The 20,702-nt window shown below is 60.7% G+C and carries 19 protein-coding genes and 1 pseudogene; 9 read left to right on the top strand and 11 right to left on the bottom strand.

What is annotated here, in order from left to right; translation table 11 throughout:
• Nucleotides 1-18 precede the first annotated feature (18 nt).
• The 3 genes from EJD88_RS05640 to groL all read left to right on the top strand — a co-directional run bounded on the left by EJD88_RS05640 (nt 19) and on the right by groL (nt 2,733).
• Complete coding sequence (locus EJD88_RS05640; RefSeq protein ID WP_099585554.1) at nt 19-495, top strand: FxsA family protein; 477 nt, start codon at nt 19-21, stop codon at nt 493-495.
• 247 nt (nt 496-742) lie between these two features.
• Complete coding sequence (groES, locus tag EJD88_RS05635) at nt 743-1,039, top strand: co-chaperone GroES (RefSeq protein WP_003175874.1); 297 nt, start codon at nt 743-745, stop codon at nt 1,037-1,039.
• Nucleotides 1,040-1,089: 50 nt separating this feature from the next.
• Nucleotides 1,090-2,733, top strand: a complete 1,644-nt coding sequence (gene groL, locus EJD88_RS05630; protein ID WP_099585553.1) for a chaperonin GroEL — start codon at nt 1,090-1,092, stop codon at nt 2,731-2,733.
• Nucleotides 2,734-2,811: 78 nt separating this feature from the next.
• Here groL and EJD88_RS05625 read toward each other — a convergent pair whose 3' ends face one another.
• A complete protein-coding gene (locus EJD88_RS05625; protein WP_158877146.1) occupies nt 2,812-3,531 on the bottom strand; it encodes a phosphatase PAP2 family protein in 720 nt (239 codons plus the stop codon).
• A gap of 49 nt (nt 3,532-3,580) precedes the next feature.
• Nucleotides 3,581-5,530: an LTA synthase family protein gene (locus EJD88_RS05620; RefSeq protein WP_158877144.1), complete on the bottom strand. Its 1,950-nt coding sequence runs from the start codon at nt 5,528-5,530 to the stop codon at nt 3,581-3,583.
• 201 nt (nt 5,531-5,731) lie between these two features.
• Here EJD88_RS05620 and colR point away from each other — a divergent pair, with 201 nt between their 5' ends.
• The 5 genes from colR (at nt 5,732) to EJD88_RS05595 (ending at nt 9,501) form a co-directional block, all read left to right on the top strand.
• Complete coding sequence (gene colR / locus EJD88_RS05615; protein ID WP_027605482.1) at nt 5,732-6,415, top strand: two-component system response regulator ColR; 684 nt, start codon at nt 5,732-5,734, stop codon at nt 6,413-6,415.
• Entirely contained in the window at nt 6,405-7,685 is a 1,281-nt protein-coding gene (locus tag EJD88_RS05610) for a HAMP domain-containing sensor histidine kinase (RefSeq protein WP_099585552.1), read from the top strand. The genes colR and EJD88_RS05610 overlap by 11 nt, the downstream gene beginning before the upstream one ends.
• A 187-nt stretch (nt 7,686-7,872) precedes the next feature.
• On the top strand, nt 7,873-8,553 hold the full coding sequence (locus EJD88_RS05605; protein ID WP_099585551.1) for a class I SAM-dependent methyltransferase: 681 nt from the start codon (nt 7,873-7,875) through the stop codon (nt 8,551-8,553).
• Nucleotides 8,554-8,557: 4 nt separating this feature from the next.
• Nucleotides 8,558-9,277 carry a lipopolysaccharide kinase InaA family protein gene (locus EJD88_RS05600; RefSeq protein WP_099585550.1) on the top strand — a complete coding sequence of 240 codons (720 nt, stop codon included), beginning with the start codon at nt 8,558-8,560 and terminating at the stop codon, nt 9,275-9,277.
• Nucleotides 9,274-9,501, top strand: a complete 228-nt coding sequence (locus EJD88_RS05595) for a hypothetical protein (RefSeq protein WP_099585549.1) — start codon at nt 9,274-9,276, stop codon at nt 9,499-9,501. Before EJD88_RS05600 ends, EJD88_RS05595 begins: the two co-directional genes overlap by 4 nt.
• Nucleotides 9,502-9,584: 83 nt before the next feature.
• Here EJD88_RS05595 and EJD88_RS05590 read toward each other — a convergent pair whose 3' ends face one another.
• From EJD88_RS05590 to EJD88_RS05580, 3 genes are read right to left on the bottom strand one after another with little or no spacing between them, the layout of a single operon-like run.
• A complete protein-coding gene (locus EJD88_RS05590) occupies nt 9,585-10,682 on the bottom strand; it encodes a DUF1513 domain-containing protein (protein WP_099585633.1) in 1,098 nt (365 codons plus the stop codon).
• 2 nt (nt 10,683-10,684) lie between these two features.
• Nucleotides 10,685-11,749, bottom strand: coding sequence for an imelysin family protein (locus tag EJD88_RS05585; protein WP_112196626.1), 1,065 nt, complete (start codon nt 11,747-11,749; stop codon nt 10,685-10,687).
• A 31-nt stretch (nt 11,750-11,780) separates the two neighbouring features.
• Complete coding sequence (locus tag EJD88_RS05580) at nt 11,781-13,172, bottom strand: di-heme oxidoredictase family protein (RefSeq protein WP_371926542.1); 1,392 nt, start codon at nt 13,170-13,172, stop codon at nt 11,781-11,783.
• Between the two features lie 175 nt (nt 13,173-13,347).
• On the opposite strand from EJD88_RS05580, the gene EJD88_RS05575 reads away from it, so the two are divergent.
• The gene (locus tag EJD88_RS05575) at nt 13,348-13,911 is read left to right on the top strand and encodes an NAD(P)H nitroreductase (RefSeq protein WP_099585546.1); all 564 of its coding nucleotides are present in this window, start codon (nt 13,348-13,350) and stop codon (nt 13,909-13,911) included.
• Between the two features lie 63 nt (nt 13,912-13,974).
• On the opposite strand, the gene EJD88_RS27470 is transcribed toward EJD88_RS05575, so the two are convergent.
• The 6 genes and pseudogenes from EJD88_RS27470 to EJD88_RS05550 form a co-directional block, all read right to left on the bottom strand.
• Nucleotides 13,975-14,730, bottom strand: a complete 756-nt coding sequence (locus EJD88_RS27470; RefSeq protein ID WP_371926541.1) for a methyl-accepting chemotaxis protein — start codon at nt 14,728-14,730, stop codon at nt 13,975-13,977.
• A 102-nt stretch (nt 14,731-14,832) separates the two neighbouring features.
• A pseudogene (locus EJD88_RS27465) lies at nt 14,833-15,972 on the bottom strand (HAMP domain-containing protein); the annotation flags it as partial.
• 277 nt (nt 15,973-16,249) lie between these two features.
• Nucleotides 16,250-16,651 (bottom strand): YbaN family protein, encoded by a 402-nt coding sequence (locus EJD88_RS05565; protein WP_099585544.1) that lies wholly within the window; start codon nt 16,649-16,651, stop codon nt 16,250-16,252.
• Nucleotides 16,652-16,731: 80 nt separating this feature from the next.
• Complete coding sequence (locus tag EJD88_RS05560) at nt 16,732-17,340, bottom strand: biliverdin-producing heme oxygenase (protein ID WP_158877140.1); 609 nt, start codon at nt 17,338-17,340, stop codon at nt 16,732-16,734.
• Nucleotides 17,341-17,476: 136 nt separating this feature from the next.
• The gene (locus tag EJD88_RS05555; RefSeq protein ID WP_158877138.1) at nt 17,477-20,041 is read right to left on the bottom strand and encodes a TonB-dependent receptor; all 2,565 of its coding nucleotides are present in this window, start codon (nt 20,039-20,041) and stop codon (nt 17,477-17,479) included.
• 115 nt (nt 20,042-20,156) lie between these two features.
• A partial coding sequence (locus EJD88_RS05550; RefSeq protein ID WP_178121989.1) for a FecR family protein occupies nt 20,157-20,702 on the bottom strand: 546 nt, incomplete at its 5' end.

The following is a 20,702-nucleotide window of genomic DNA, read 5'->3' as shown; positions in this document are numbered from 1 at the left end:
GCGTTGAGGAACCTTTTGATGCGCCCTTTTTTATTGCTCTTTCTGCTGTTCCCGGTGTTGGAGCTGTTCGTATTCGTTCAAGTCAGCAGTGCGATCGGTTTTTTCCCGGCCCTGTTGCTGATCATTCTCGGCTCGATGCTCGGCGTCCTGGTGCTGCGCGTCGCCGGCCTGGCCACGGCACTGCGTGCCCGTGAAAGCCTGAACCGCGGCGAACTGCCGGCCCAGACCATGCTTGAAGGCCTGATGATGGCCCTGGCCGGTGGCCTGTTGATCCTGCCGGGTTTCGTCAGCGATGTGCTCGGGCTGTTCCTGCTCTTGCCGTTCACCCGCAAGCTGCTGGCCGGCAAGATGCGTCAGCGCGCCGAAGAGGCGGCGATCCGCCAGCGTGCGTTTGCCGACGACCTGCAACCCCGTGGCGGCCCGGCTCCGCGCCAGCCGTTGGGGCGTGAAGGTGATGTGATCGAAGGTGAGTTCGAACACCGCGACAGCAAATAACCGCTTGATTGGCACGGCACCCTGGGGTGCCGTGTTGCTTTTATCGCTCGGCAGCTGCAAAAAAATTCCGCCGAGCGCCCTTGTAATAAGCTTACGCGCCCTTATGTAACGGTCACCGCAAGGTTTCTGGTGGCAACACCAGACAGACTTCCGCGTCTTGCCTGGCGAGGCGCGACCGGCACCGCCGGATAACAACCTGCCGGTACTGACACCGGCCGATGAAAAACACAATTAGGAGAGATCGACAATGAGCAAGCTTCGTCCTCTGCACGACCGCGTCGTAATCCGTCGCAGCGAAGAAGAAAAGAAAACCGCTGGCGGTATCGTTCTGCCAGGTTCGGCTGCTGAAAAAGCCAACCACGGTGTGATCGTCGCTGCAGGCCCAGGCAAGACTCTGGAAAACGGTGATGTGCGTGCGCTGGCCGTTAAAGTCGGTGACAAGGTTGTATTCGGCCCTTACTCCGGCAGCAACACTGTGAAAGTTGATGGCGAAGACCTGCTGGTTATGGCTGAGAACGAGATTCTCGCTGTTCTGGAAGACTGATTTCCCCGCTCATTTTCCCGTTACTACAAAGTATTTAAGGAATATCGATCATGGCTGCTAAAGAAGTTAAATTCGGCGATTCCGCCCGTAAAAAAATGCTCACCGGTGTCAACATCCTGGCTGACGCAGTAAAAGCGACCCTGGGCCCTAAAGGCCGTAACGTGATCATCGAGAAGAGCTTCGGCGCTCCGACCATCACCAAGGACGGCGTTTCCGTAGCAAAAGAAATCGAACTGGAAGACCGTTTCGAAAACATGGGCGCGCAGCTGGTCAAAGACGTTGCCTCCCGTGCCAACGATGACGCAGGCGACGGCACCACCACCGCTACCGTCCTGGCTCAGTCGATCGTCAACGAAGGCCTGAAAGCCGTCGCTGCCGGCATGAACCCGATGGACCTCAAGCGCGGCATCGACAAGGCGACCATCGCTGTTGTTGCCGAGCTGAAAAACCTGTCCAAGCCATGCGCTGACACCAAGGCTATCGCTCAGGTAGGCACCATCTCCGCCAACTCCGACAGCTCCATCGGCGACATCATTGCCGAAGCCATGGAAAAAGTCGGTAAAGAAGGCGTGATCACCGTTGAAGAAGGCACTGGCCTGGAAAACGAACTGTCGGTTGTAGAAGGCATGCAGTTCGACCGTGGCTACCTGTCCCCGTACTTCGTCAACAAGCCAGAAACCATGGTTGCCGAGCTGGAAAGCCCGCTGATCCTGCTGGTCGACAAAAAGATCTCCAACATCCGCGAAATGCTGCCAGTGCTGGAAGCCGTTGCCAAAGCCGGCCGCCCACTGCTGATCGTTTCCGAAGACGTTGAAGGCGAAGCCCTGGCGACGCTGGTTGTGAACAACATGCGTGGCATCGTCAAGGTTGCAGCCGTCAAGGCTCCAGGCTTCGGCGACCGTCGCAAGGCCATGCTGCAGGACATCGCTGTCCTGACCGGCGGTACCGTTATCTCCGAAGAGATCGGCCTGAGCCTGGAAAGCGCCACCCTGGAAAACCTGGGTAGCGCCAAGCGCGTGACCATCTCCAAGGAAAACACCATCATCGTTGACGGTGCTGGCGTTGACGGCGACATCCAGTCGCGCATCACTCAGATCCGCGCCCAGGTTGCCGAGACTTCCTCGGACTACGACCGTGAAAAACTGCAAGAGCGTCTGGCCAAGCTGTCCGGCGGCGTAGCAGTGATCAAGGTTGGCGCTGGTTCCGAAGTTGAAATGAAAGAGAAAAAAGCCCGCGTTGAAGACGCCCTGCACGCAACCCGTGCAGCCGTTGAAGAAGGCGTGGTACCTGGCGGTGGCGTTGCGCTGATCCGTGCTCTGGAAGCCCTGGTTGACCTGAAAGGCGACAACGCTGACCAGAACGTCGGTATCGCTGTTCTGCGTCGCGCCGTTGAATCCCCACTGCGCCAGATTGCTTCCAACAGCGGCGACGAGCCAAGTGTTGTGGTCAACGAAGTGAAGAACGGCAAAGGTAACTACGGTTACAACGCTGCAACCAGCGAATACGGCGACATGGTCGAAATGGGCATCCTGGATCCAACCAAGGTGACTCGTTCGGCCCTGCAGGCAGCCGCTTCGATTGCTGGTCTGTTGCTGACCACCGAAGTTGCGATTGCTGACAAGCCGAAGGCTGAAGGCGCTGGCGGCGGTATGCCAGACATGGGCGGCATGGGTGGCATGGGCGGCATGATGTAAGCCAGCCTTACCCGGCTAACCTAAAAGCCCCGCCTGCAGTGATGCAGGCGGGGCTTTTTTGTGTGCGGTGCGTGGGGTTCAGGGACGCGCGGCGTGCCTCGACGGCCGGTACAGCAACAAGCAATACACGCCCAGGCAGATCAGCCAACAGAAAATCGCTGTCCACACATTGTGCGAAAAGAAGTGCGCGCCTTGCAGCATGCGGCTCACTGAAAAGACGCTGCCCAAGCCTGCGGCGAAGACAAATGCGTAGCGTGCCATGCGCGGCCGACGGTCACGCAGCGCAAAAAACCAGGCGAACAAGGCGAAGCCGGTAGCGGCATGACCCCCTGGCCAGCAACGTCCGGGTTTATCCGTAGGCGGGCGAGGGCTCAGCAGCGCGCTGTAGGTTTCCTGCCCTGCGAACTCCTTGAGGCTCCAGGGGCACTGCACGGCGGTGATGGTTTTCAGCGGTGAGACGTAGGCAGTCGCCAACCCCAGCGAAAGCACCAGACAGCCCAGTTCGCGACGGTAGGGTTTGAGCCTTTGTAAAATGAATGTGCCGGCAAATCCTAGAATTGCCAGCACCGAGAACAGGATCACCAACTGCTTGGCGCGATCATGCAGGATGTCTTCGAGGAAGAAACTGTAACGACCGATAAATCCGCCATCCGCCGCGTTGTAGAAACGTTTGGCAAGGTCCATGTCCAGGGACGTCAGCTCCAGCAGAAGCAGCACCAGTGCAGCGCCGGCCGGAATGCCCAGGCACAGCCACAGATTAAGCGGTTTGGAAACGGGCCCAGCGGCGCAGTTATTCATGGCTAGCCTTGGTAGGCATGCCCCGTACTGACCTGTACGGGGCAATGGTTTAGCGTGTGCTCAGGGCGGGCGCCTCCTCCTTGGGGGCCCTCCAACTCAGCAACTGTTGTTTGAACCCATAACTGGCGGCCTGGTAGTAGGTGATCGCCCGCTGGATCAACGGGTCATCGCTGCCCACCCGTAATTCCTGGCTTTCACCCAGCGCCTCGTCGTGGCGACGCAGCCCGAGGCGCGGGCTGAGGATTGCCAGGTCCTTGCCGTCAAACAACCCCAGGTGCTGATAGTTACCGACCACCACGCGCGCTGGCAGCGGGTTGTCTTGCAACAGGTTGCGACCAAAGAAGGTCGACTCGTAGCTCAGGTTGATCAGGCCCAGCAGTGTCGGTGCAAGGTCGATCTGGCTGGCCAGTTGAGCAGTTTCCCGGGCATCGATCAGTTTCGGTGCGTAGATGAACAACGGGATCTGGTAGTTGGTGATGGGCAGGTCTTCCTTGCCCGCGCTGCCGGCGGTGTGGTCGGCGACGAACACGAAAATCGTATTGTCGAACCACGGTTTCTGGCGTGCGGCCTCAAGGAACTGGCCGATGGCGTGGTCGGTGTACTTCACTGCACCGTCGCGTCCGTTGCCGGATTTGATATCGATGCGCCCGTCCGGGTAGGTGTACGGGCGGTGGTTGGAGGTGGTCATCAGTTGCAGCAAAAACGGCTGCTGCTTGGCGTAGTCGGCGTCTGCGAGCTTGAGGGTTTGGTTGTAGAGATCTTCGTCGGCCATGCCCCAGGCGTTTTTAAACGAGATTTCAGACTCGGGCACGCTGCTCTGGTCCACGACCCGATAGCCGTTGCCACTGAAGAACGCGTTCATATTGTCGAAGTAACCGCGCCCGCCATACACAAACACGCTGTCATAACCGATAGCACTGAGTTGCTGTCCCAGGCTGGCAAAGCCGCTTTCGCGACCAATGCGCTTGACGATCGAACGCCCCGGCGTGGGTGGGATTGCCAGGGTGATGGCCTCAAGTCCGCGGTCGGTACGGGTACCGGTGGCGTAGAAGTTATTGAAGTACAGGCTTTGCTTGCGCAGCGCATCGAGATTGGGCGTGAGGTTGCGTTCGTCGCCGTTGCTGCCCATGTACTTGGCGCTGAAACTTTCGATGGTCACCAGCACGATATTGGGTTTGCGCAGCGTTCCCGGGTTGGTGATGGCGCGACGGATATCCAGCGGATCGTTACCGATAAAGCGGGCATTGGGCTCGCTGAGCTCGTTGCGCAATTGCTGGGCGACGACCTCTGTAGGCAAGGTCTTGTAGAACTGTGGGTAGTCCAGCTCGTTGTTACGGAAAGCGGCGAAGAACTGATAGGGGCCATTGCTGGCCAGCTCGTTTTTGTAGGCGTTGCCACCCTGAGTGCGTGGGCTGTCCTGGCTGATCAATTGCAGGCTGAGGCCGGCGACGACCAACAGCGCCAGCGCATTCACCATACGGCCGCGCATCGTCGGCAAGGGCGCATTCATTGTTGCGTTGAACGTCTTGCGCAAGGCCAGGCTCAGCACCAGGGCCAGCATCGCCAGCAGGCTCAGCAGCTTGCCGATCGGGTATGACTCCAACAGGTTGTTCAATACCTCGTCGGAATACACCAGGTAGTCAACGGCGATAAAGTTGAAGCGCACGCCGAACTCGTCCCAGAACAGCCATTCGGCGACGGAGGTGAACAGCATCGCAAACAGACTGACCGTGAGCACCGCTTGCAGGAACCAGCGGTGACCACGACGACGCCACAGACCGGGCGGGCATAGCAGCGCATACAGCCCCAGCGGCAGCGCCGCATAGGCCAGGAAGCCCAGGTCATACAGCAAGCCCACCCCAAACACCGGCAGCAGATTGCCGCCGACTTCGTCCAGGTGAGTGAGGAGCAGCACGCTGCGCGTGAGCAAGAAAACCAGTAGCCAGGCACCGGTTACCAACAGCAAATAGCGCATAGGCGCTGTTTTGAGAAACCCCATATCCATGTTCCTTATATCAATGGGTGGCGATCTTCACGCTGACACTGTAGTCAGTTTGTGAAGCTATAGTGAAAAACTCGTTCAACTCAAGAAACGGTTGAAAACCTTAATCGACGGGCCGTTCAGCTCTATCCCTGAGCCACACTTGGCCTTAAGCTGCGCGAGCCAACACGGCCGTTACCGCGTACGGAGACACTGCCCATGCGAATTTTATTGGTTGAAGACAACCGCGATATTCTGGCCAACCTGGCTGATTACCTGGGGCTGAAGGGCTACACCGTTGACTGTGCGCAGGACGGCTTGTCGGGCCTGCACCTGGCGGCGACCGAGCACTACGACCTGATTGTGCTCGACATCATGCTGCCCGGTATCGATGGCTACACCCTCTGCAAACGCCTGCGCGAAGACGCACGCCGCGACACGCCGGTGATCATGCTCACCGCTCGCGACCAACTGGATGACCGGCTGCAGGGCTTCAAGTCCGGCGCCGATGACTATCTGCTCAAACCGTTTGCCCTGTCGGAGCTGGCCGCGCGCATCGAAGCGGTGCTGCGCCGTGCCCAAGGCGGCGGACGCCGTGCCCTGCAAGTGGCCGACCTGAATTATGACCTCGACACACTGGAGGTCACCCGTGAAGGGCGTCTGCTCAAGCTCAACCCGGTCGGCCTCAAGCTGCTGGCGGTACTGATGCAGAAGAGCCCGCACGTGCTGCGTCGGGAAGTGCTCGAAGAAGCGTTGTGGGGCGATGACTGCCCGGACAGCGACAGCCTGCGCAGCCACGTCCACCAATTGCGCCAAGTGATCGATAAACCCTTTGCCAAGCCGTTGCTGCAAACGGTGCACGGCGTCGGCTATCGCCTGGCCGAGGGTCGTGATGGAGTTTAAGCAAAGCCTTGCCCAGCGGATCATCATTGCCTTTGCCCTGATGAGCGCGTTAGTGGCGGGGGCCTTCGCCATGGGCATCGTCGCCACCGTGCATCTGGTGGAAGAGAAGCTGATTTCGGCGGGTTTGGGTGGTGACCTGCAGCGGCTGCTGTTGATGGACAGCGTCGAGGACTGGAACCACCGGCCGGAGCCGGACCAGTTGTTCTACTTCAGCGGTGGTCCGGGTGATTTCGAGTTGCCCAAGGACCTGCGGCACCTGGAGCCGGGCTTTCATGAGGTGTTTCGCGAGTCGCTGTCCTACCACGCCATGGTCGAAGTGATCGACGGCCGTCGCTATGTGCTGCTGCAAGACCAAAGCGATTTCGAAGAGCGCGAGCGCGTGCTGTTCGCCGTGGTGCTGGTGGGCTTTGTGCTCAGCCTGGCGCTGGCGGTGTTCCTCGGCTGGGTGCTGGCGCGCAAAGTGATGGCACCGGTGGTGCGCCTGGCGCGCCAAGTGCGGCATCGCGACCAGTTGCTGGGCCTGGCGCCGCCCCTGGCGCCGGACTATGCCGCCGATGAAGTCGGTGAGCTGGCCGTGGCCTTCGATGCCACCCTGGGGCGCCTGCGCCAGGCGCTGTCCCGTGAGCAAATGTTTACCAGCGACGTAAGCCACGAATTGCGCACGCCCTTGATGGTGCTGGCCAGCTCCTGTGAACTGCTGTTGGAAAACCCAGCCATCGACCAGCGCGGGCGTAACCAGGTGCTGCGTATTGCTCGGGCCTGTGAAGAAATGCGTGAACTGGTGCAGACCTTCCTGATGCTGGCCCGTGCCCAGCATAACGATGCGGCCATGTCGCCTCAGGTCACCCTGACGCAAGTGGCGGACGATTTGCTCGGCATCTGGCGTGAGCAAATCGAGCGCAAGGGCCTGGAGCTGATCTACCAGCCGGGCAACCCGCTGGACACGCGTTACAACACCACCTTCCTGCATGCGGTGATGGGCAACCTGTTGCGCAATGCCTTGCACTACACCGAGCACGGTTTTATCCGGCTCACACTTGAACCCAATGGTTTTGTGGTGGAGGACTCGGGGGTCGGCATTCCCGAAGACAAGCGCGAAGCGATGTTCGAGCCGTTCGTGCGCGGCAGCGAAAAGCGCGGTGAGGGCCTGGGGTTGGGTTTGTCACTGGTCCAGCGCATCTGCGAGAACCAGGGCTGGAGCGTCAGCCTCAGCACCATGGAGCCCAATGGCTGTCGCTTTCATGTCGAGTTGAGTCAGGTCAAGGCCTGACCGCTCACCCTGCCGCTATCCTGCCAGACATTCCCGTCATTCGGCGAAGATGGCCCCATGCTACTGAATGTGTCTGTAAAGTCTTGAAATGTATGGGGTTGGACAGGACAAGTTTTTCACACACGGTTGACCTGTTGATCACAGTTCGCTGCCTAAGGTGGTAGGCATCAGTCACTGGAGACCTGTGATGTCTGACCCCATCAAGCTCGAATTTTCCGAAAAGTACGACGACGAACACGCCCACGAATATTTGCTCAAGCATCAGGACAATCTGGCCCGCCGGTTGTCCCACAAACGCGACGAGCAATTGGCCCGTGGCGCGCTGGCGATGGCGGGTGAGCCTGGCCTGGTGCTGGACTTGCCCTGTGGGGCGGGGCGCTTCTGGCCGTTGCTGGCGGAAAAACCCAACCGTGTGATTATCGGTGCGGACAATTCGGCATCGATGTTGAAGGTTGCAACCGTCGCCCAACCTGCGGATGTGGTGAAACGGGTACGACCCTTGCAGACATCTGCCTTTGATATCGATTTGCCGGATAACTCGGTCGACAGCATTTTCTGTATGCGCTTGTTGCACCACATTGGTGATCCGGCGCACCGACTGGCGATATTGCGGGAGTTTCAGCGTGTTACCCGCGACAGCGTGATCATTTCGCTGTGGGTCGATGGCAATTTCAAAGCCTGGAAACGCAAGCGCCTCGAAGATCAGCGGCGCAAGAAGGGTGAGCAGGAAGGTTACCAAAACAGATTTGTGTTACCGGCTGCTACTGTTGAAGCAGAGTTCGAGCAAGCCGGTTTCCGTGTCCAGGAGTCCCTGGACTTCATACCGCTGTACGCCATGTGGCGTGTGTATGTATTGCGCAAGAGGTAACAGGATGGCAGTTGAGTGCGTAGCAGGCAGTCACGTAACTCCCGAAGAAAGGTTTGACTATTTCTGGCGCCAACAAGGCGAATGGGTTGAAGAACCCAATCGTCGGCGCGGCGGTGAAAGCGGTGTGCAGCGGGTGATGAGCGCCAACGGGCGTCTGCTCTATAGCAAGCGCCAGACCGGCCATATCTACCGCAGTTGGCTGCATCCGTTTGGGCGCCCCACCGTGCTGCGCGAGCGTGATGCCCTCAAGGGCCTGCGCCTGCTCGATGTGCGGGTACCGGAACTGGTGTTCTGCGAGGCCCGCCGTGATGCCGAGCATCATTGGCAGGCGTTGCTGGTCACGGCGTCTCTCGACGGTTTCGACGAAATTGAAAACTGGTACTCGGTCGGTGGCCGTGAACGCTACGGCGAGCGGGTTCACGAGCGCGTACTCAAGGAATTGGCCGGCACCCTGGCGCGCATGCACAAGGGGCGTTGGCAGCATGGTTGCCTGTACATCAAGCATATCTTTGTACGGGTGACGGGCGAGGGCGACTCGGCCAACGTGGAAGTGGCACTGCTGGACTTTGAGAAGTGCCGTCAGCGAATGACCGCTCATCAGGCGGCATCCCATGACATGCGGCAACTGCGCCGCCATTCGTCGTGGAACGATAGCGACTGGGCAAAACTCAGCTACTTTTACGAGACGGCGTTTGGCAGCGCTATCAAGGGTTTAACCAAATGAAGCTAGAAATAGCACGAGGTGTGTTCCTGGTGGGGGCGTTAGGCGTTGCAGCCTTGGCCCTGGCCGCATGGGAGCAGCCTCGCACACAGGTACTCAGTGCGACGCAGGGCGGGGCGCAATGCCTGTTGCCGCGTGTCGCCAAGGCGAGTACGGCAGCCAAGCCTGATCATGAGTTGCTCCTGTTCATGTTCGGCATGTCTCAAGGGATGAGGCCGCAGAGTTGAAGCGATTGAAACCACCGGGAAAGGGCCTTGCGATGCGAGGCCCTTTTTTTTGCGAATGAATTCCAGCGGGGCGCGGCCTTCAGTCAGATCAGATGCAGGTGGTTATCCCAAAGCCCCGCCGGCAATTCCAACGGTTTCGCGACCAATTGCTTCTGGCGGCAATCGTAGAAACGGCACCGGCCCTGGCCCGATGTGACGACAAACCCATCCGCCACCGCACCGACGCCGGCGCAATCGGGCAACGGCCCGTCCAGGCGCAGTTCGCCGCTGTCCATGTCCCAGATAAAGAAGCGATTGCCACGCGGCGCCGTCAATGCCACCAGGCGCAACTCGCTGTGCACTGCGACGCTGGCGGTGTAATGCCCCATGGCCTGCAACTGCTCATCCGCCACCGGGAACGCCACGAACGGCTGCCCCGGGCGCTTGATCGCCAGCAACTCGGAACGCTCCTGTGACGGCCCCATGAACTGTTGCCCGGTAAGGATGGTGCCATCGCTGGCGATGCCCATATGGCGCACGCTGTTCATCTGCTGGGCCAGGGTTTCCTTGCTGATCAGCGTGCCGTCGCGCTGCATCAACACCAGGCTTGGCTCCATGGCGTTGAGGTTCATTTCCACTCGGCTTTCGGCTTCGGTACGAATGCCGCCGTTGGCCACGATCAGCGTTTCGCCATCGGGCATCCACGACACCTGGTGCGGGCCGATGCCGTGGGTAGAAATCTCGCCGCTGTGCACCAGCCGCTCGCCTTCGAACTTATACACACCGAGCAAACCTCGGCCGGGATCGGACGTGTCGTTCTCGGTGGCGTACAGCCAGTCGCCGCTCTTGTGGATCACCGCATGGCCGTAGAAGTGGCGATTGGCGTTCGAGGTGATGGTTTGCAGCAACGCGCCATCACGCAGGTCGATCAGGTAACTCTCGGTGCCCGGACGACGGGCGACGAACAGCGCAATCGGCAGCGTCGGGTGGTTGATGATGTCGTGGCAGCGTTGGCCGACCTGGGTGGCAAACACTGGCTTACCGTCCAGGTGATAACCCACGGCGTAGTGCTTGCCGTCTGCATCATCGCGCGCCGACAGCAGCAGCGGGCCCTTGTCTTTTTGCTTGAACAGCGTCCAGCCACCCAGCGTGAGTGCGCTGAGCAGCACGCTGCCAACCGCCAAAGCCTGTCGCCTGAGCATCATCAGTCACCGTCGTTGGCGTTAAAGCCCAGTTGAATGCCCAGCGCCTTGGCCAGTTCGCCTTCGTGCAGGCGGTGGACGACGTTGAGGCTGTCGTAGATGTCGTTGAGTTGCTGGCGCCCGGCGTCATCGTTCAACAGTTCGTTGAGGGTGCGCTGGTTGCTGGCGAACAGTTTCAGGGACGCGGCGTAGGCGGCGTCGATCTTGTCGGCCAATGGCTTTTGATCCGACGGCAACAGACCACGCAGGCCTTTGTTGTCGACGCCGACCCATACGGTCTGGGCGGCGGCGAGGCTGGCTTCCAGGCTTTGCAGGGACGACTGACTGCGCCACGCATCAGCCTGGAACGGCTGCGGGATACCCTTGGTCTGGCGACCCATGGGCGTGCCGAGTTTTTTCTTCAGGCTGTCCAGTGCGGTCACTTGGACGCGCAGCAGATCGGCGATGGCTTCGTGGGAATCAGCGTAGCGCTGGTTCGGAAACTTGGTCATCTGCGCGAGCATGCCGTCGGTGCTGTTCCAACTGGCCAGGATCTCTTCGGCCAGGACTTTCTGGCGGTCGCCGATGGCCACCAACAGAGGGCAATAACGGGCTTTGTTCGCGTCGTCGGCGAGGTCGGTCTTGGCGTCGTAGAGGATATATTCATAGGCCGACAGGCCTTGCACCACCACGCTGGACTTGGCCAGTGCGGCGCCGTCGATCTGCGGCTGGCTGGTGACCAGTTGCTCGACCTGGCGACCGACCAGGTTTTTCTTGTCTGGCCAGAACTGCACTTGCCAGGCACGGTTGCCCTCGGCCAGCGGGCCGATCAGCAGCGGCTGCAACTCGGCCCAGGCTTTTTGCGCGTGGAGGAAGTCGGCGCGGGCGGTGTCCAGGCTCTCCTTGCCCTGGCAGTAGGCAAGGGCGCTGACGGCCAACTGACGGTCGGCTTCAACCCAGCGGCTGTAGGTCGGCAGGATCACTTGTTTGGCGATCGCCGCCGAGGTCACGGCTTGCGGGTCTTGTGGCGAGCAGGCGCCCAGAGCAAGGGCGGCCAGGCTGGTGAACAACAACTTGGGACGGAACATGTCGAGCTCCCTTCGGTAAGTGGGGCGAAGCTTATAAAGAATTCAGGAACGCCAGCAACGCAGCGCGCTGTTCGGCATTAAATGACAACACATGCTGCTGCGCCGCTTGGGCTTCACCGCCGTGCCAGAGCACGGCTTCGAGCAGGTTGCGGGCGCGGCCGTCATGCAGGAACTGGGTATGGCCACTCACGGTTTGCGTCAGGCCGATGCCCCACAATGGCGGCGTGCGCCAGTCGCGGCCGCCGGCCTTGAATTCGCTGCGGTTGTCGGCCAGGCCATCGCCCATGTCGTGCAGCAGCAAATCGCTGTAGGGGCGGATCACTTGGTTGGCCAACTCAGGTTCGGCGGCATTCGCGGCGGTGGTGAACGTCGGCTTATGGCAACCCTGGCAACCGGCCTGGTAGAACAGGTTTTTCCCGGCCAGCACCTGCGGATCATTGACGTTGCGACGCACGGGCACGGCAAGGTTGCGGGTGTAGAACAGCACCAGGCGCAGGATGTTATCGCTGACTTCCGGCTCGCCATCGGCGCCATTGCCGTTGGGCGCCTGTTTGCAGGCCACTTGGGCGTCGGTGCAGTCATCGAAGGGTCTCAGGGACGTGGTGAGGCCCATATCACCAGAAAACGCGTGAACATTTTGTTGATTGAGGTTGGGTTGTCCGGCTTTCCAGCCAAAACGCCCGAGGACGGTTTTTTGCCGGGCGTCATCCCAGACCTGATTGGCCCGGCCGACGATGGCTTCTTTATCGGCGGTTTTCGGATCGGTGTTGCGCAGGATATCCGCGTCGCTGATCGCTTCGAGCAGGCCCAGGCCGATCATCGGCGGGGCGATGCGCGCCGAGACGCGGGTGTCTGGGTGCATTGGGCCGTAGCCAAGCTGGGTGATCTGCAGGTTTGGCTTGCGCAACTCGACGACGGTGCCGTCCTTGAACGTGACGTTGACTGGCGTGTAGTCGACCCGCACCTTGCCTTCCGGTGCCACGCCCGGCACGGCCATGTCTTGCAGTTGCCCGCCGTAGACGGGCTCGGGCACGACGCCGATTTGCTCGATGAGTTTGGCGTAGGGTGGTGCATCAGGGATCGATAGGCGTACCAGCATCGACACCGCATTGGCCGCATCGGGCAGCGGCGGGTGGCCACGGCCGTCCTTGATATGGCAGTTCTGGCAGGCGTTGGTGTTGAACAGCGGGCCGAGACCATCGCGGGCGGTGGTGGTGGACGGCGCGATCACCCAGGGGTTGCGAAAGAAGCTGTTGCCGACGCTGAAGTCCAGGCGGCGCGTCGGCGACAGGTTGGCCGACGGCAGGGAAAATGCGTTCTGGTCGCGCTTGTTCACCGTCGTCGCGCCGCCGGCCCGCGATTCACCCGGCTCGGCCTTGGTGAATCTGGGGGCGTCATCGCACGCAGTCAGGCCCAGGGCCATGCATGCTACAGACAGACGAAGAAGCGAACGGAACATCAGGTTTCCTGAACGAAGGCGAAAAACAGGGTCACAAAGTTTAACAGGGCCGGGGGGAATGAATAAGAGCAATTATCGTTTGGTGGTAGCCGATTCATTCCCGCTAGAATGGCCACACATTTTTTTCTGGAGGTGGCCAATGCAGGCTCTCGACGCTTTGCTCAACCGTGTTTCCGTGCCGCGTTTGCTGGAGCCGGCACCGACCCAGGAGCAGCGCGACGTGCTGTTCGCCGCTGCCATGCGTGCGCCCGACCATGGTCAACTGCGTCCTTGGCGTTTCCTCACCGTAGAAGGCGCCGCCCGTGAGCAGATGGGTACGCTGCTGGCCGAGGCCGCACGCCTGCAAGACGCCGACGCCCCGCAAGCCGCCATCGACAAGGCCCAGAACGGCCCGTTGCGCGCCCCGCTGGTGGTGGTGGTGATTGCCCGTTTGCAGGAGCACTTCAAGGTGCCCAAGTCCGAGCAACTGCTGGCGGCGGCGTGTGCGGCCCATGGCATATTGCTGGCGGCGTATGCACAGGGGATTGGTGCGGTGTGGCGTACCGGGGAATTGTCGTACTCGGCCCATGTGGCCAAAGGTTTGGGGCTGACGGCGGATGAGGAGGTGATTGGCTTCCTTTACCTGGGCACCCCGCAGAACCCGCCGCGTACGGCAGCTAAAGAAGACCTGACGCAGTTTGTCAGTACCTGGACCGGTCTTTAAGACACAGGTGATCCAAATGTGGGAGAGGGCTTGCCCCCTCCCACTTTTGATCTGTGGTGTTTCTTAAACCTTGAACTGATCCATGAGTTTCATCTGTTGGCTGGCCAGCGCATTGAGCTGGCTGCTGATAGCCGCCGATTCGGTAGCCTGGCCGGTCAGGGTTTCGGTCACCGTGCGAATCGCCGAGACATTGCGGTTGACCTCTTCGGCCACCGCGCTCTGTTGTTCGGCGGCGCTGGCGATTTGCAGGTTCATGTCGCTGATCACCGTCACCGCATCGCTGATCTTGCCCAACGCCTGCACGGCGTGATGGATCTGCCCGGCATTGCTCTGGGCCTGGCTTTGGCTTGAGTGCATGGTCGCGACCACGCCACGGGTGCCGCTCTGGATGCGCTCGATCACCAGGCGGATTTCCTCCACGGAGTCCTGAGTGCGTTTGGCCAGGTTGCGCACTTCATCGGCCACCACTGCAAACCCACGGCCGGTTTCGCCGGCGCGGGCCGCTTCAATCGCCGCGTTGAGCGCCAGCAGGTTGGTCTGCTCGGCGATGCTGCGGATCACTTCCAGCACCGAACCGATCTGCTCGCTGTTGACCGCCAGGGCTTCGACTTCGCCCACTGCCTTGCTGACCTCTTCGGCGAGGGTGGTGATATCCCGCGTACTCTTTTCAATGATCTGCATGCCTTCACGTGCCGACTGATCGGCGCCGCGTGCCGCGCTGGCGGCATTGGAGGCGCTGTTGGCCACGTCGTGGGCGGTGGCGCTCATTTCGTTGGACGCCGTGGCCACTTGGTCGATTTCACGGAACTGCACCTGCATGCCTTCGCTGGTCTGACGGGCGATGGCTGAGGATTGATCCGCTGTGCCGCGGGCCTCGGTGATGCTTTGCTTGATCTGCGCGATAGTCGGTTGCAGCTTGTCGAGGAAGCGGTTGAACCAGTTCACCAGTTCGCCCAGTTCGTCTTTCTTGGCATAAGCCAGTCGCTGGGTGAGGTCGCCGTCGCCGCTGGCGATGTCCTTGAGCATGGCGGCGACGCTGTTGATCGGGCGGGTCACGCCGGTGGCGGTCAGCCAGATCAGCAGCAGGCCGAGCAGCGCTGCGGCGGCCGCCACCAGCAACGCTTTAAGCGTGCCAGCGGCCTGGGCATCGTCGAGCACGGCTTGCAGCTTGACGTTATCGGCCAGCATCACGGCTTTTGGCAGCTTGATCACCACGCCCCAGGACTTGGCATCGCTGATCGGCTTGACCGGGTACACGGCCCGGATGGTGTCGCCCTGTTCGCGGATCATGCGGCTGTCACTGGCCAGCAGTTGCACGATTTCCTTGCCTTCGGCGCCAAGGGTGTCGATCAGGTTCTTGCCGACCTTGGCCGGTTCGCCACTGTAGGCGGCGATCAAGCCGGTACTGGAGAGAATTTCCAGGTGTGCCGCGCCGTTGAACAGGTCTTTCTGCGCGGCATCGGTAGTCGCTTGCAGGGCGGTGAGGGCGATGTCGACGCCGACAATGCCAATGACCTTGCCGTCCACGATCAGCGGCAGGGAAATAGTGGTCATCAGCACGGGTTTGCCGGCCACCGTGTCTTCATACGGGTCCAGCAGGCAAATGCTGCGGGTGTCGCGTGGGCAGGTGTACCAGATGTTGTAGGGCGTGCCGCTGAGGTTGAGGGCGGTTTTGTTGAGGTCGTCCTCGACCATGATGGTGTTCAGGCCTGCGCCACCGGCCCGGCTCCAGTAGCTGGAGAAACGGCCTTTTTCATTGGACACGCGGGCCTTGTCATCAATGAATTCGCTGTCCTTGCCATCCAGGCCGTTGGGCTCGAACGACAGCCAGATCCCCAGCACCTTATTGTTGCGCTCGAATGCGGTTTTAACGCTCTGGTTGAGTTCTTCGCGCAGGGCTCCGGCGTCGAGGCCGCGATGGGTCCCCAGGTTGCGCAGGTCTTTGATCTGGTCAGCCAGGGCGGTCAACGCCACCTGGCTGTCGCCGAAGGTTTTCTGCAATTGCACGGCCTGTTCGGCGGCCTTGGCTTGCAGCAGCTGTTCCACGCTGGCGGTGAGCATTCGTGAGCTTGAATCGCTGACCAACTGATCGTTCTGGTTGGTGGTGTAGATATTGATGCCGACCACCAGCGCAATCACGCCCAGTAGGCAGAGCCCGGAGAGCAGCACGATTTTCAAGCGGATAGAGAGGGTGTCGAACATAGGTTCACTCACGAATGGACTTGTTGGAATGCACAGCACGGCCAAGTCCATTCAGCGCTATATCCGGAGCATCGGCGCGGTAGGAGGTTTCATGAGAGGGAGGCGATGAGCGGTAGGAAAATGCCTACACGCTGCGTTATACGGGCTGTGCGAGCCGTTCGGGGCGTGACCAGATCCACAGGTTGCCCAGGCCCATCCCGGCCATCGCCAGGTAGATCGGCCAGCCATGGTCGAGCATCACCAGCATCAGGATCGCGCACAGCAGCATGCTCACGGTGGCGCTGACTTTGGCCCGGCGGGCAATGATCTTGCCGTTGCGCCAGTTGAACAGGATGGGGCCGAACAGGCGGTGGTTTTCCAGCCAGGCGCTGAGGCGCGGCGAGCTTTTGGTCGCGGCCCAGGCGGCCAGCAGGATGAATTCGGTGGTGGGCAAACCCGGTATCACAATCGCCACCAGCCCGATGCCCAGGCTGACGTAGGCCAGCAGGCCGAACAGGATCTGCGCGATTTTCGAGGTGGATTGGGTTTTGCCGGTCATGGGTCGGGTATCAAAGAAAATCAGTTTGGAACGAGGGGAAATGCAGGAGGGGCCTTGCCCCTCCCACAAAGTTGGCAGGCTCAGGCCACTTCAGGGGCGCTAGCGTACGCCTGTTCCAGCAACACGGTGAAGCGCACAAACGCATCCACCGCGCCTTTTTCCACCGCCGCTTCTTCTTCGGCGCTCAATTGCAGGCCGTCGAGGGTGCGGGTAAAGCTCTTCCAGCCTTCAGCACGACCACCGGCCGGCTCACCCAAGTGACGGGCCCCGAAAGTTTCGCTCAGGCCCAGGCCCACCGCACGCTTGATCAGGAATGCGGCGCCCAGCTTGGAACCTTCGGACACGAACAGCCAGCCCAGGGCTTGGGCTTTGCTCGGGTTGCTCACGGCACCGGCCACCGGCGCCGGCACGTCGGTGTCCAGGTCGGCGAGGTCCAGCTTGGCGGCTTCGGCGCGGCAGCGTGCGGCCAAGTCAGGGACGATCTTGATCAGTTCGGCATCGTTGTACAGGGCCACCAGTTCGGACTGGAACAGGTACTGCGCCACCACGAAACGGGCAAAGTTGGCCGGGGTTTCGAACGGGGCGTGGGCCTTCACCAGGGCATCGAGCTTGGTGTGTGGCTCGTTGGTGATCTGGTTCAGGCGCTGGGAGCGCAGGCTTGGGCGTTCAGCGGTAGAAGAAGCGGTCATGAAAAAGTCCTTGAGAAGGGGAGCGCCTTGGTGCCCGAAAGAGAGCTGTTATCAACTAGACGAACAAGAAGACGCGGCACAGTAAAAAATCCTCACCCCGCCGGTGAATAATTCCGGCGCGGCAAGGCGGCTGCCGTCAGATGTCCCAGATCACATTGATCGCAAAGTTGCGGCCGGGCTGGGTCAGGCGGTCGAGGTTGGCCGGGCCGGTCACCGCGGCTTCGCCGACGCTGTCGTAGCTGCGTACGTCGTCCCAGTTCCAGTACTTCTTGTCGGTGAGGTTGTAGAGGCCGCCGTTGAGGGTCACGTCGTTGGTGACTTTGTAGTAGGCCGTCAGGTCGATGACGCCGAAGCCGGGCGTTTTGAAGGGGGCGCTGGTGTCGCCGTCCGGAGCGTGGAAGGTGGAACTGTCAACGCGATTCTGTTTCTTCACCAGGGTCCAGCTCAGCAGGCCGCCGTAGTTGTCTTGGTCGTAGCCCAGGCCGAACACGCCTTTGAGCGGGTTGACGCTGTTCAGCGGTTCTCCGTTTTCGTCGTTGCGACCGTAGGCGTAGGAGACAGAACCCTGGGTGTACAGGCCGTGTGGCGCACCGAATGCGTCCAGGTTCAGACGGCCCTTGGCTTCGGCACCTTTGATGGTGGCGCGCTTGATATTGACGGCCTGGAACTGCTCGACAGTGCCACCGACCACGGCGTTGTCTTCGTCGATAAAGTCGCGGTATTTGTTATAGAACACTGCGATCTCGAAGGAACCCTCGTCGAAATTGCCGCGAAGGCCGGTTTCGATGCCTTTGCTGGTTTCCGGCTTGAGGTCCGGATTGGGTTCGACGGTGTAGCCCAGGTTCAGGTTTTCAAATCGGCCGTACAGCGCCTTGGCGGACGGCGTGCGGAAACCTTCGGCGTATTGGCCGAACCAGGTGTATTGATCGGTCAGCGCGTAGGTCAGGCCAAACTTGGGTGTTACGCGGTGCCAGGTTTTTTCCTTGTCGCTGACAGAATCCGCACCGGTAGGGTTCACCGTATTGAGGAATTCCTGGGTGAGCTTGGGCTTGAGCTGGGTGTAGTCGTAGCGTACCGCGGGCAGGAAGGTCCACTTGTTCCAGGTGATCTGGTCCTGTGCAAACAGCGAATACGTGTTGATGGTCGGGTCTGGGAAATCGCTGGATTTCTTCACACTGTCGGTGGCGATTGGGCTGGGTGCTCCAATGGCGGTGCAGCCACTGCCGACGGCCACGCAGGTCGCGCTGCCTTCGCGCGACCCCGTCACTTTTTGTTGCTTGAGCGTGGTGCCGTAGGTTACTTCGTGGTCGGTTTCACCGAGGCTGAACGCTTTGTCCAACTGCGCATCGAAGATCCACTGTTTTTCCTGGTAAAGGGTGTCGCGGGTGCGCAATACGCGACGCCCAGACTGATAGATCTCGGCTGTGGTCTGGTCGGTCTTGGCGATCTGGTAATTGAAGCTGGTCTTGATGCGGTCAGCAATCGGGGACTCAAGGGCGAAGGTGTTTTCCAGACCGAAACGTTCACGGGTAATTGTGTCGTTACCCCGACGGTCTCGGTAGAGGTTAAAGCCTCTGCCACCGATAAACGGGCCACCCACCGCGTTCTTCAGGTTGACGTCTCGATCATCCTTGTACTTCTCATAAGTCAGGCCCAGACGGTTGTCATCGCCATAGTTCCAGCCGAGTTTCGCCAGGACATTGGTGGTGCGCGCTTCTTCCGGGTTGGCACCAGTGCGGTCCAGGCCGGTGGCGTTGTTGCCGTTATAGGATTCCGTTTCATGGCCATTGCGCTGGCTCAGGTGCAACAAACCGTCGAAGTCCTGTACGCGGCCGGCGAAGGTGCCGGAGGTCAACCAGCTTTCGTCGGCGGAGCTGTAACCGGTCTTCAGGCGCGCGCCGACGTCCTGGCCGGGCTTGATGATGTCGTCCGGGTCGAGGGTGAAGTAGCTGACGGCGCCGCCGATGGCGCTGCTGCCGTAGAGCGCCGAGGCCGGGCCGCGCAGGATTTCCACGCGTTTGACGATTTCCGGATCGACATAGTTGCGACGGGTCTTGGCGTAGGGGCCGTTGAAGAAGTTGTCCGGCACTTCCACGCCGTCCACCTGGGTGAGGATACGGTCGCCATCGATGCCGCGGATATTGAAGCCGGCGTTACCTGCACGGGTGCCGGCGCCGCCCACCGAGACGCCGGGCTCGTAGCGCACCAGCTCACGGATGTTATTGACGTTCTGGCGGTCCAGCTCTTCGCGCTCATGCACGCTGACGGTGCTTGGTACGCTGTTCACGTCCTGCTCGTTACGGGTGGCGCTGATGGTCACCTGTTGCAGATTGAGGGTGCTGCCGGCTGCGCGTTTTTCCAGCACGATGTTGTTGCTGCCCAGTTTGCGGTAGCTCAGGTTGGTCCCCACCAACAGCCGGTCCAGGGCTTTTTCCGGCGACAACGGGCCGTGTGCACCAGGGGACGACACGCCCTGGCCCAGCTCTGCTGGCAGGCCGACTTGCCAGCCGGTCACGGCGGTAAAGGCGTTGAGGGCCGAGACCAGCGGCTGCTGTTCGATGCTGAAGGTGTAGTTGCCCTGGCTGCGCGAAATCGGTTCGGCGGCGGTGGCGGCCATGACCGGCGCGCTGGCCAGCAGGATGGCGGCGGTCAACAGGGACAGGACGGGCGAAGAAGACCGGCGGTTGAAACGAGAGGACATCGAGAGCGCTCCGGGGTACGAATCTTATAGTTGCGAACCGAATCAAATAGGAATCAGTTGCATTGGCTAAGACGAGACGTACCGCCGAAGGTTATCGAGTAAAAATAATTCTCATTTAGTTCAGGATGACCAGCGCCGGGTATTCCGACAGCTTGGCCGAGGTGATGTGCGCCAGGGAGCGCACCACGTCCAGGGGCTGGTCGAGCCGGTAATTACCGGTGACCGCGACGCTGGCGAGTTGGTCGTTGGTGTTGACGATCCAGCCTGGGTAATAGCGGCGCAACTCGGCGAGCACCTCGCTCATCGGGCAGTTTTCGAAAATCAGCCGACCCTGCACCCAGGCCAGGTCCTTGCTGGCATCCAGCTTGGCCGGCTGGCCGAAGCCTTTGGGGCCGATGCGGATACTTTCACCAGCGCGCAGGCGTACACGGGCGTCGTCGAACGTGTTGCTCAGGTCCACATCACCGCGCTGCACCTGCACCTGGGCCTCGCCATTGAGGTAACGCACGGCGAAGGCGGTGTCGCGCACGCTGGCACGCACCGGGCCGGCGTCGATTTCCAGGGGCTGGCCATGACTGGGCGCGATCTCGAAAAAAGCCTCGCCCTGGTACAGGCGGGCGATGCGCTGTTGGTCCTTGATGCTGCTGGAGAACGCCGAGTT

The sequence above is a fragment of the Pseudomonas sp. PB105 genome, from assembly GCF_009764655.1.
Taxonomy (GTDB): domain Bacteria; phylum Pseudomonadota; class Gammaproteobacteria; order Pseudomonadales; family Pseudomonadaceae; genus Aquipseudomonas; species Aquipseudomonas cyclaminis.
The sequence above is the reverse complement of the archived record's forward strand: the minus strand, read 5'-3'. Positions and strand labels throughout refer to the sequence as shown.

Bases quoted from the DNA above. Each gene is read 5' to 3' on its own strand.
- EJD88_RS05640 (WP_099585554.1), top strand. From the start codon at position 19: ATGCGCCCTTTTTTATTGCTCTTTCTGCTGTTCCCGGTGTTGGAGCTG.
- EJD88_RS05565 (WP_099585544.1), bottom strand. From the start codon at position 16,651: ATGACCGGCAAAACCCAATCCACCTCGAAAATCGCGCAGATCCTGTTC.
- EJD88_RS05560 (WP_158877140.1), bottom strand. From the start codon at position 17,340: ATGACCGCTTCTTCTACCGCTGAACGCCCAAGCCTGCGCTCCCAGCGC.
- EJD88_RS05580 (WP_371926542.1), bottom strand. From the start codon at position 13,172: ATGGCCCTGGGCCTGACTGCGTGCGATGACGCCCCCAGATTCACCAAG.
- groL (WP_099585553.1), top strand. From the start codon at position 1,090: ATGGCTGCTAAAGAAGTTAAATTCGGCGATTCCGCCCGTAAAAAAATG.
- EJD88_RS05610 (WP_099585552.1), top strand. From the start codon at position 6,405: ATGGAGTTTAAGCAAAGCCTTGCCCAGCGGATCATCATTGCCTTTGCC.
- groES (WP_003175874.1), top strand. From the start codon at position 743: ATGAGCAAGCTTCGTCCTCTGCACGACCGCGTCGTAATCCGTCGCAGC.
- EJD88_RS27470 (WP_371926541.1), bottom strand. From the start codon at position 14,730: ATGCAGGTGCAGTTCCGTGAAATCGACCAAGTGGCCACGGCGTCCAAC.
- EJD88_RS05585 (WP_112196626.1), bottom strand. From the start codon at position 11,749: ATGTTCCGTCCCAAGTTGTTGTTCACCAGCCTGGCCGCCCTTGCTCTG.
- EJD88_RS05590 (WP_099585633.1), bottom strand. From the start codon at position 10,682: ATGCTCAGGCGACAGGCTTTGGCGGTTGGCAGCGTGCTGCTCAGCGCA.
- EJD88_RS05595 (WP_099585549.1), top strand. From the start codon at position 9,274: ATGAAGCTAGAAATAGCACGAGGTGTGTTCCTGGTGGGGGCGTTAGGC.
- colR (WP_027605482.1), top strand. From the start codon at position 5,732: ATGCGAATTTTATTGGTTGAAGACAACCGCGATATTCTGGCCAACCTG.
- EJD88_RS05625 (WP_158877146.1), bottom strand. From the start codon at position 3,531: ATGAATAACTGCGCCGCTGGGCCCGTTTCCAAACCGCTTAATCTGTGG.
- EJD88_RS05575 (WP_099585546.1), top strand. From the start codon at position 13,348: ATGCAGGCTCTCGACGCTTTGCTCAACCGTGTTTCCGTGCCGCGTTTG.
- EJD88_RS05555 (WP_158877138.1), bottom strand. From the start codon at position 20,041: ATGTCCTCTCGTTTCAACCGCCGGTCTTCTTCGCCCGTCCTGTCCCTG.
- EJD88_RS05605 (WP_099585551.1), top strand. From the start codon at position 7,873: ATGTCTGACCCCATCAAGCTCGAATTTTCCGAAAAGTACGACGACGAA.
- EJD88_RS05620 (WP_158877144.1), bottom strand. From the start codon at position 5,530: ATGGGGTTTCTCAAAACAGCGCCTATGCGCTATTTGCTGTTGGTAACC.
- EJD88_RS05600 (WP_099585550.1), top strand. From the start codon at position 8,558: ATGGCAGTTGAGTGCGTAGCAGGCAGTCACGTAACTCCCGAAGAAAGG.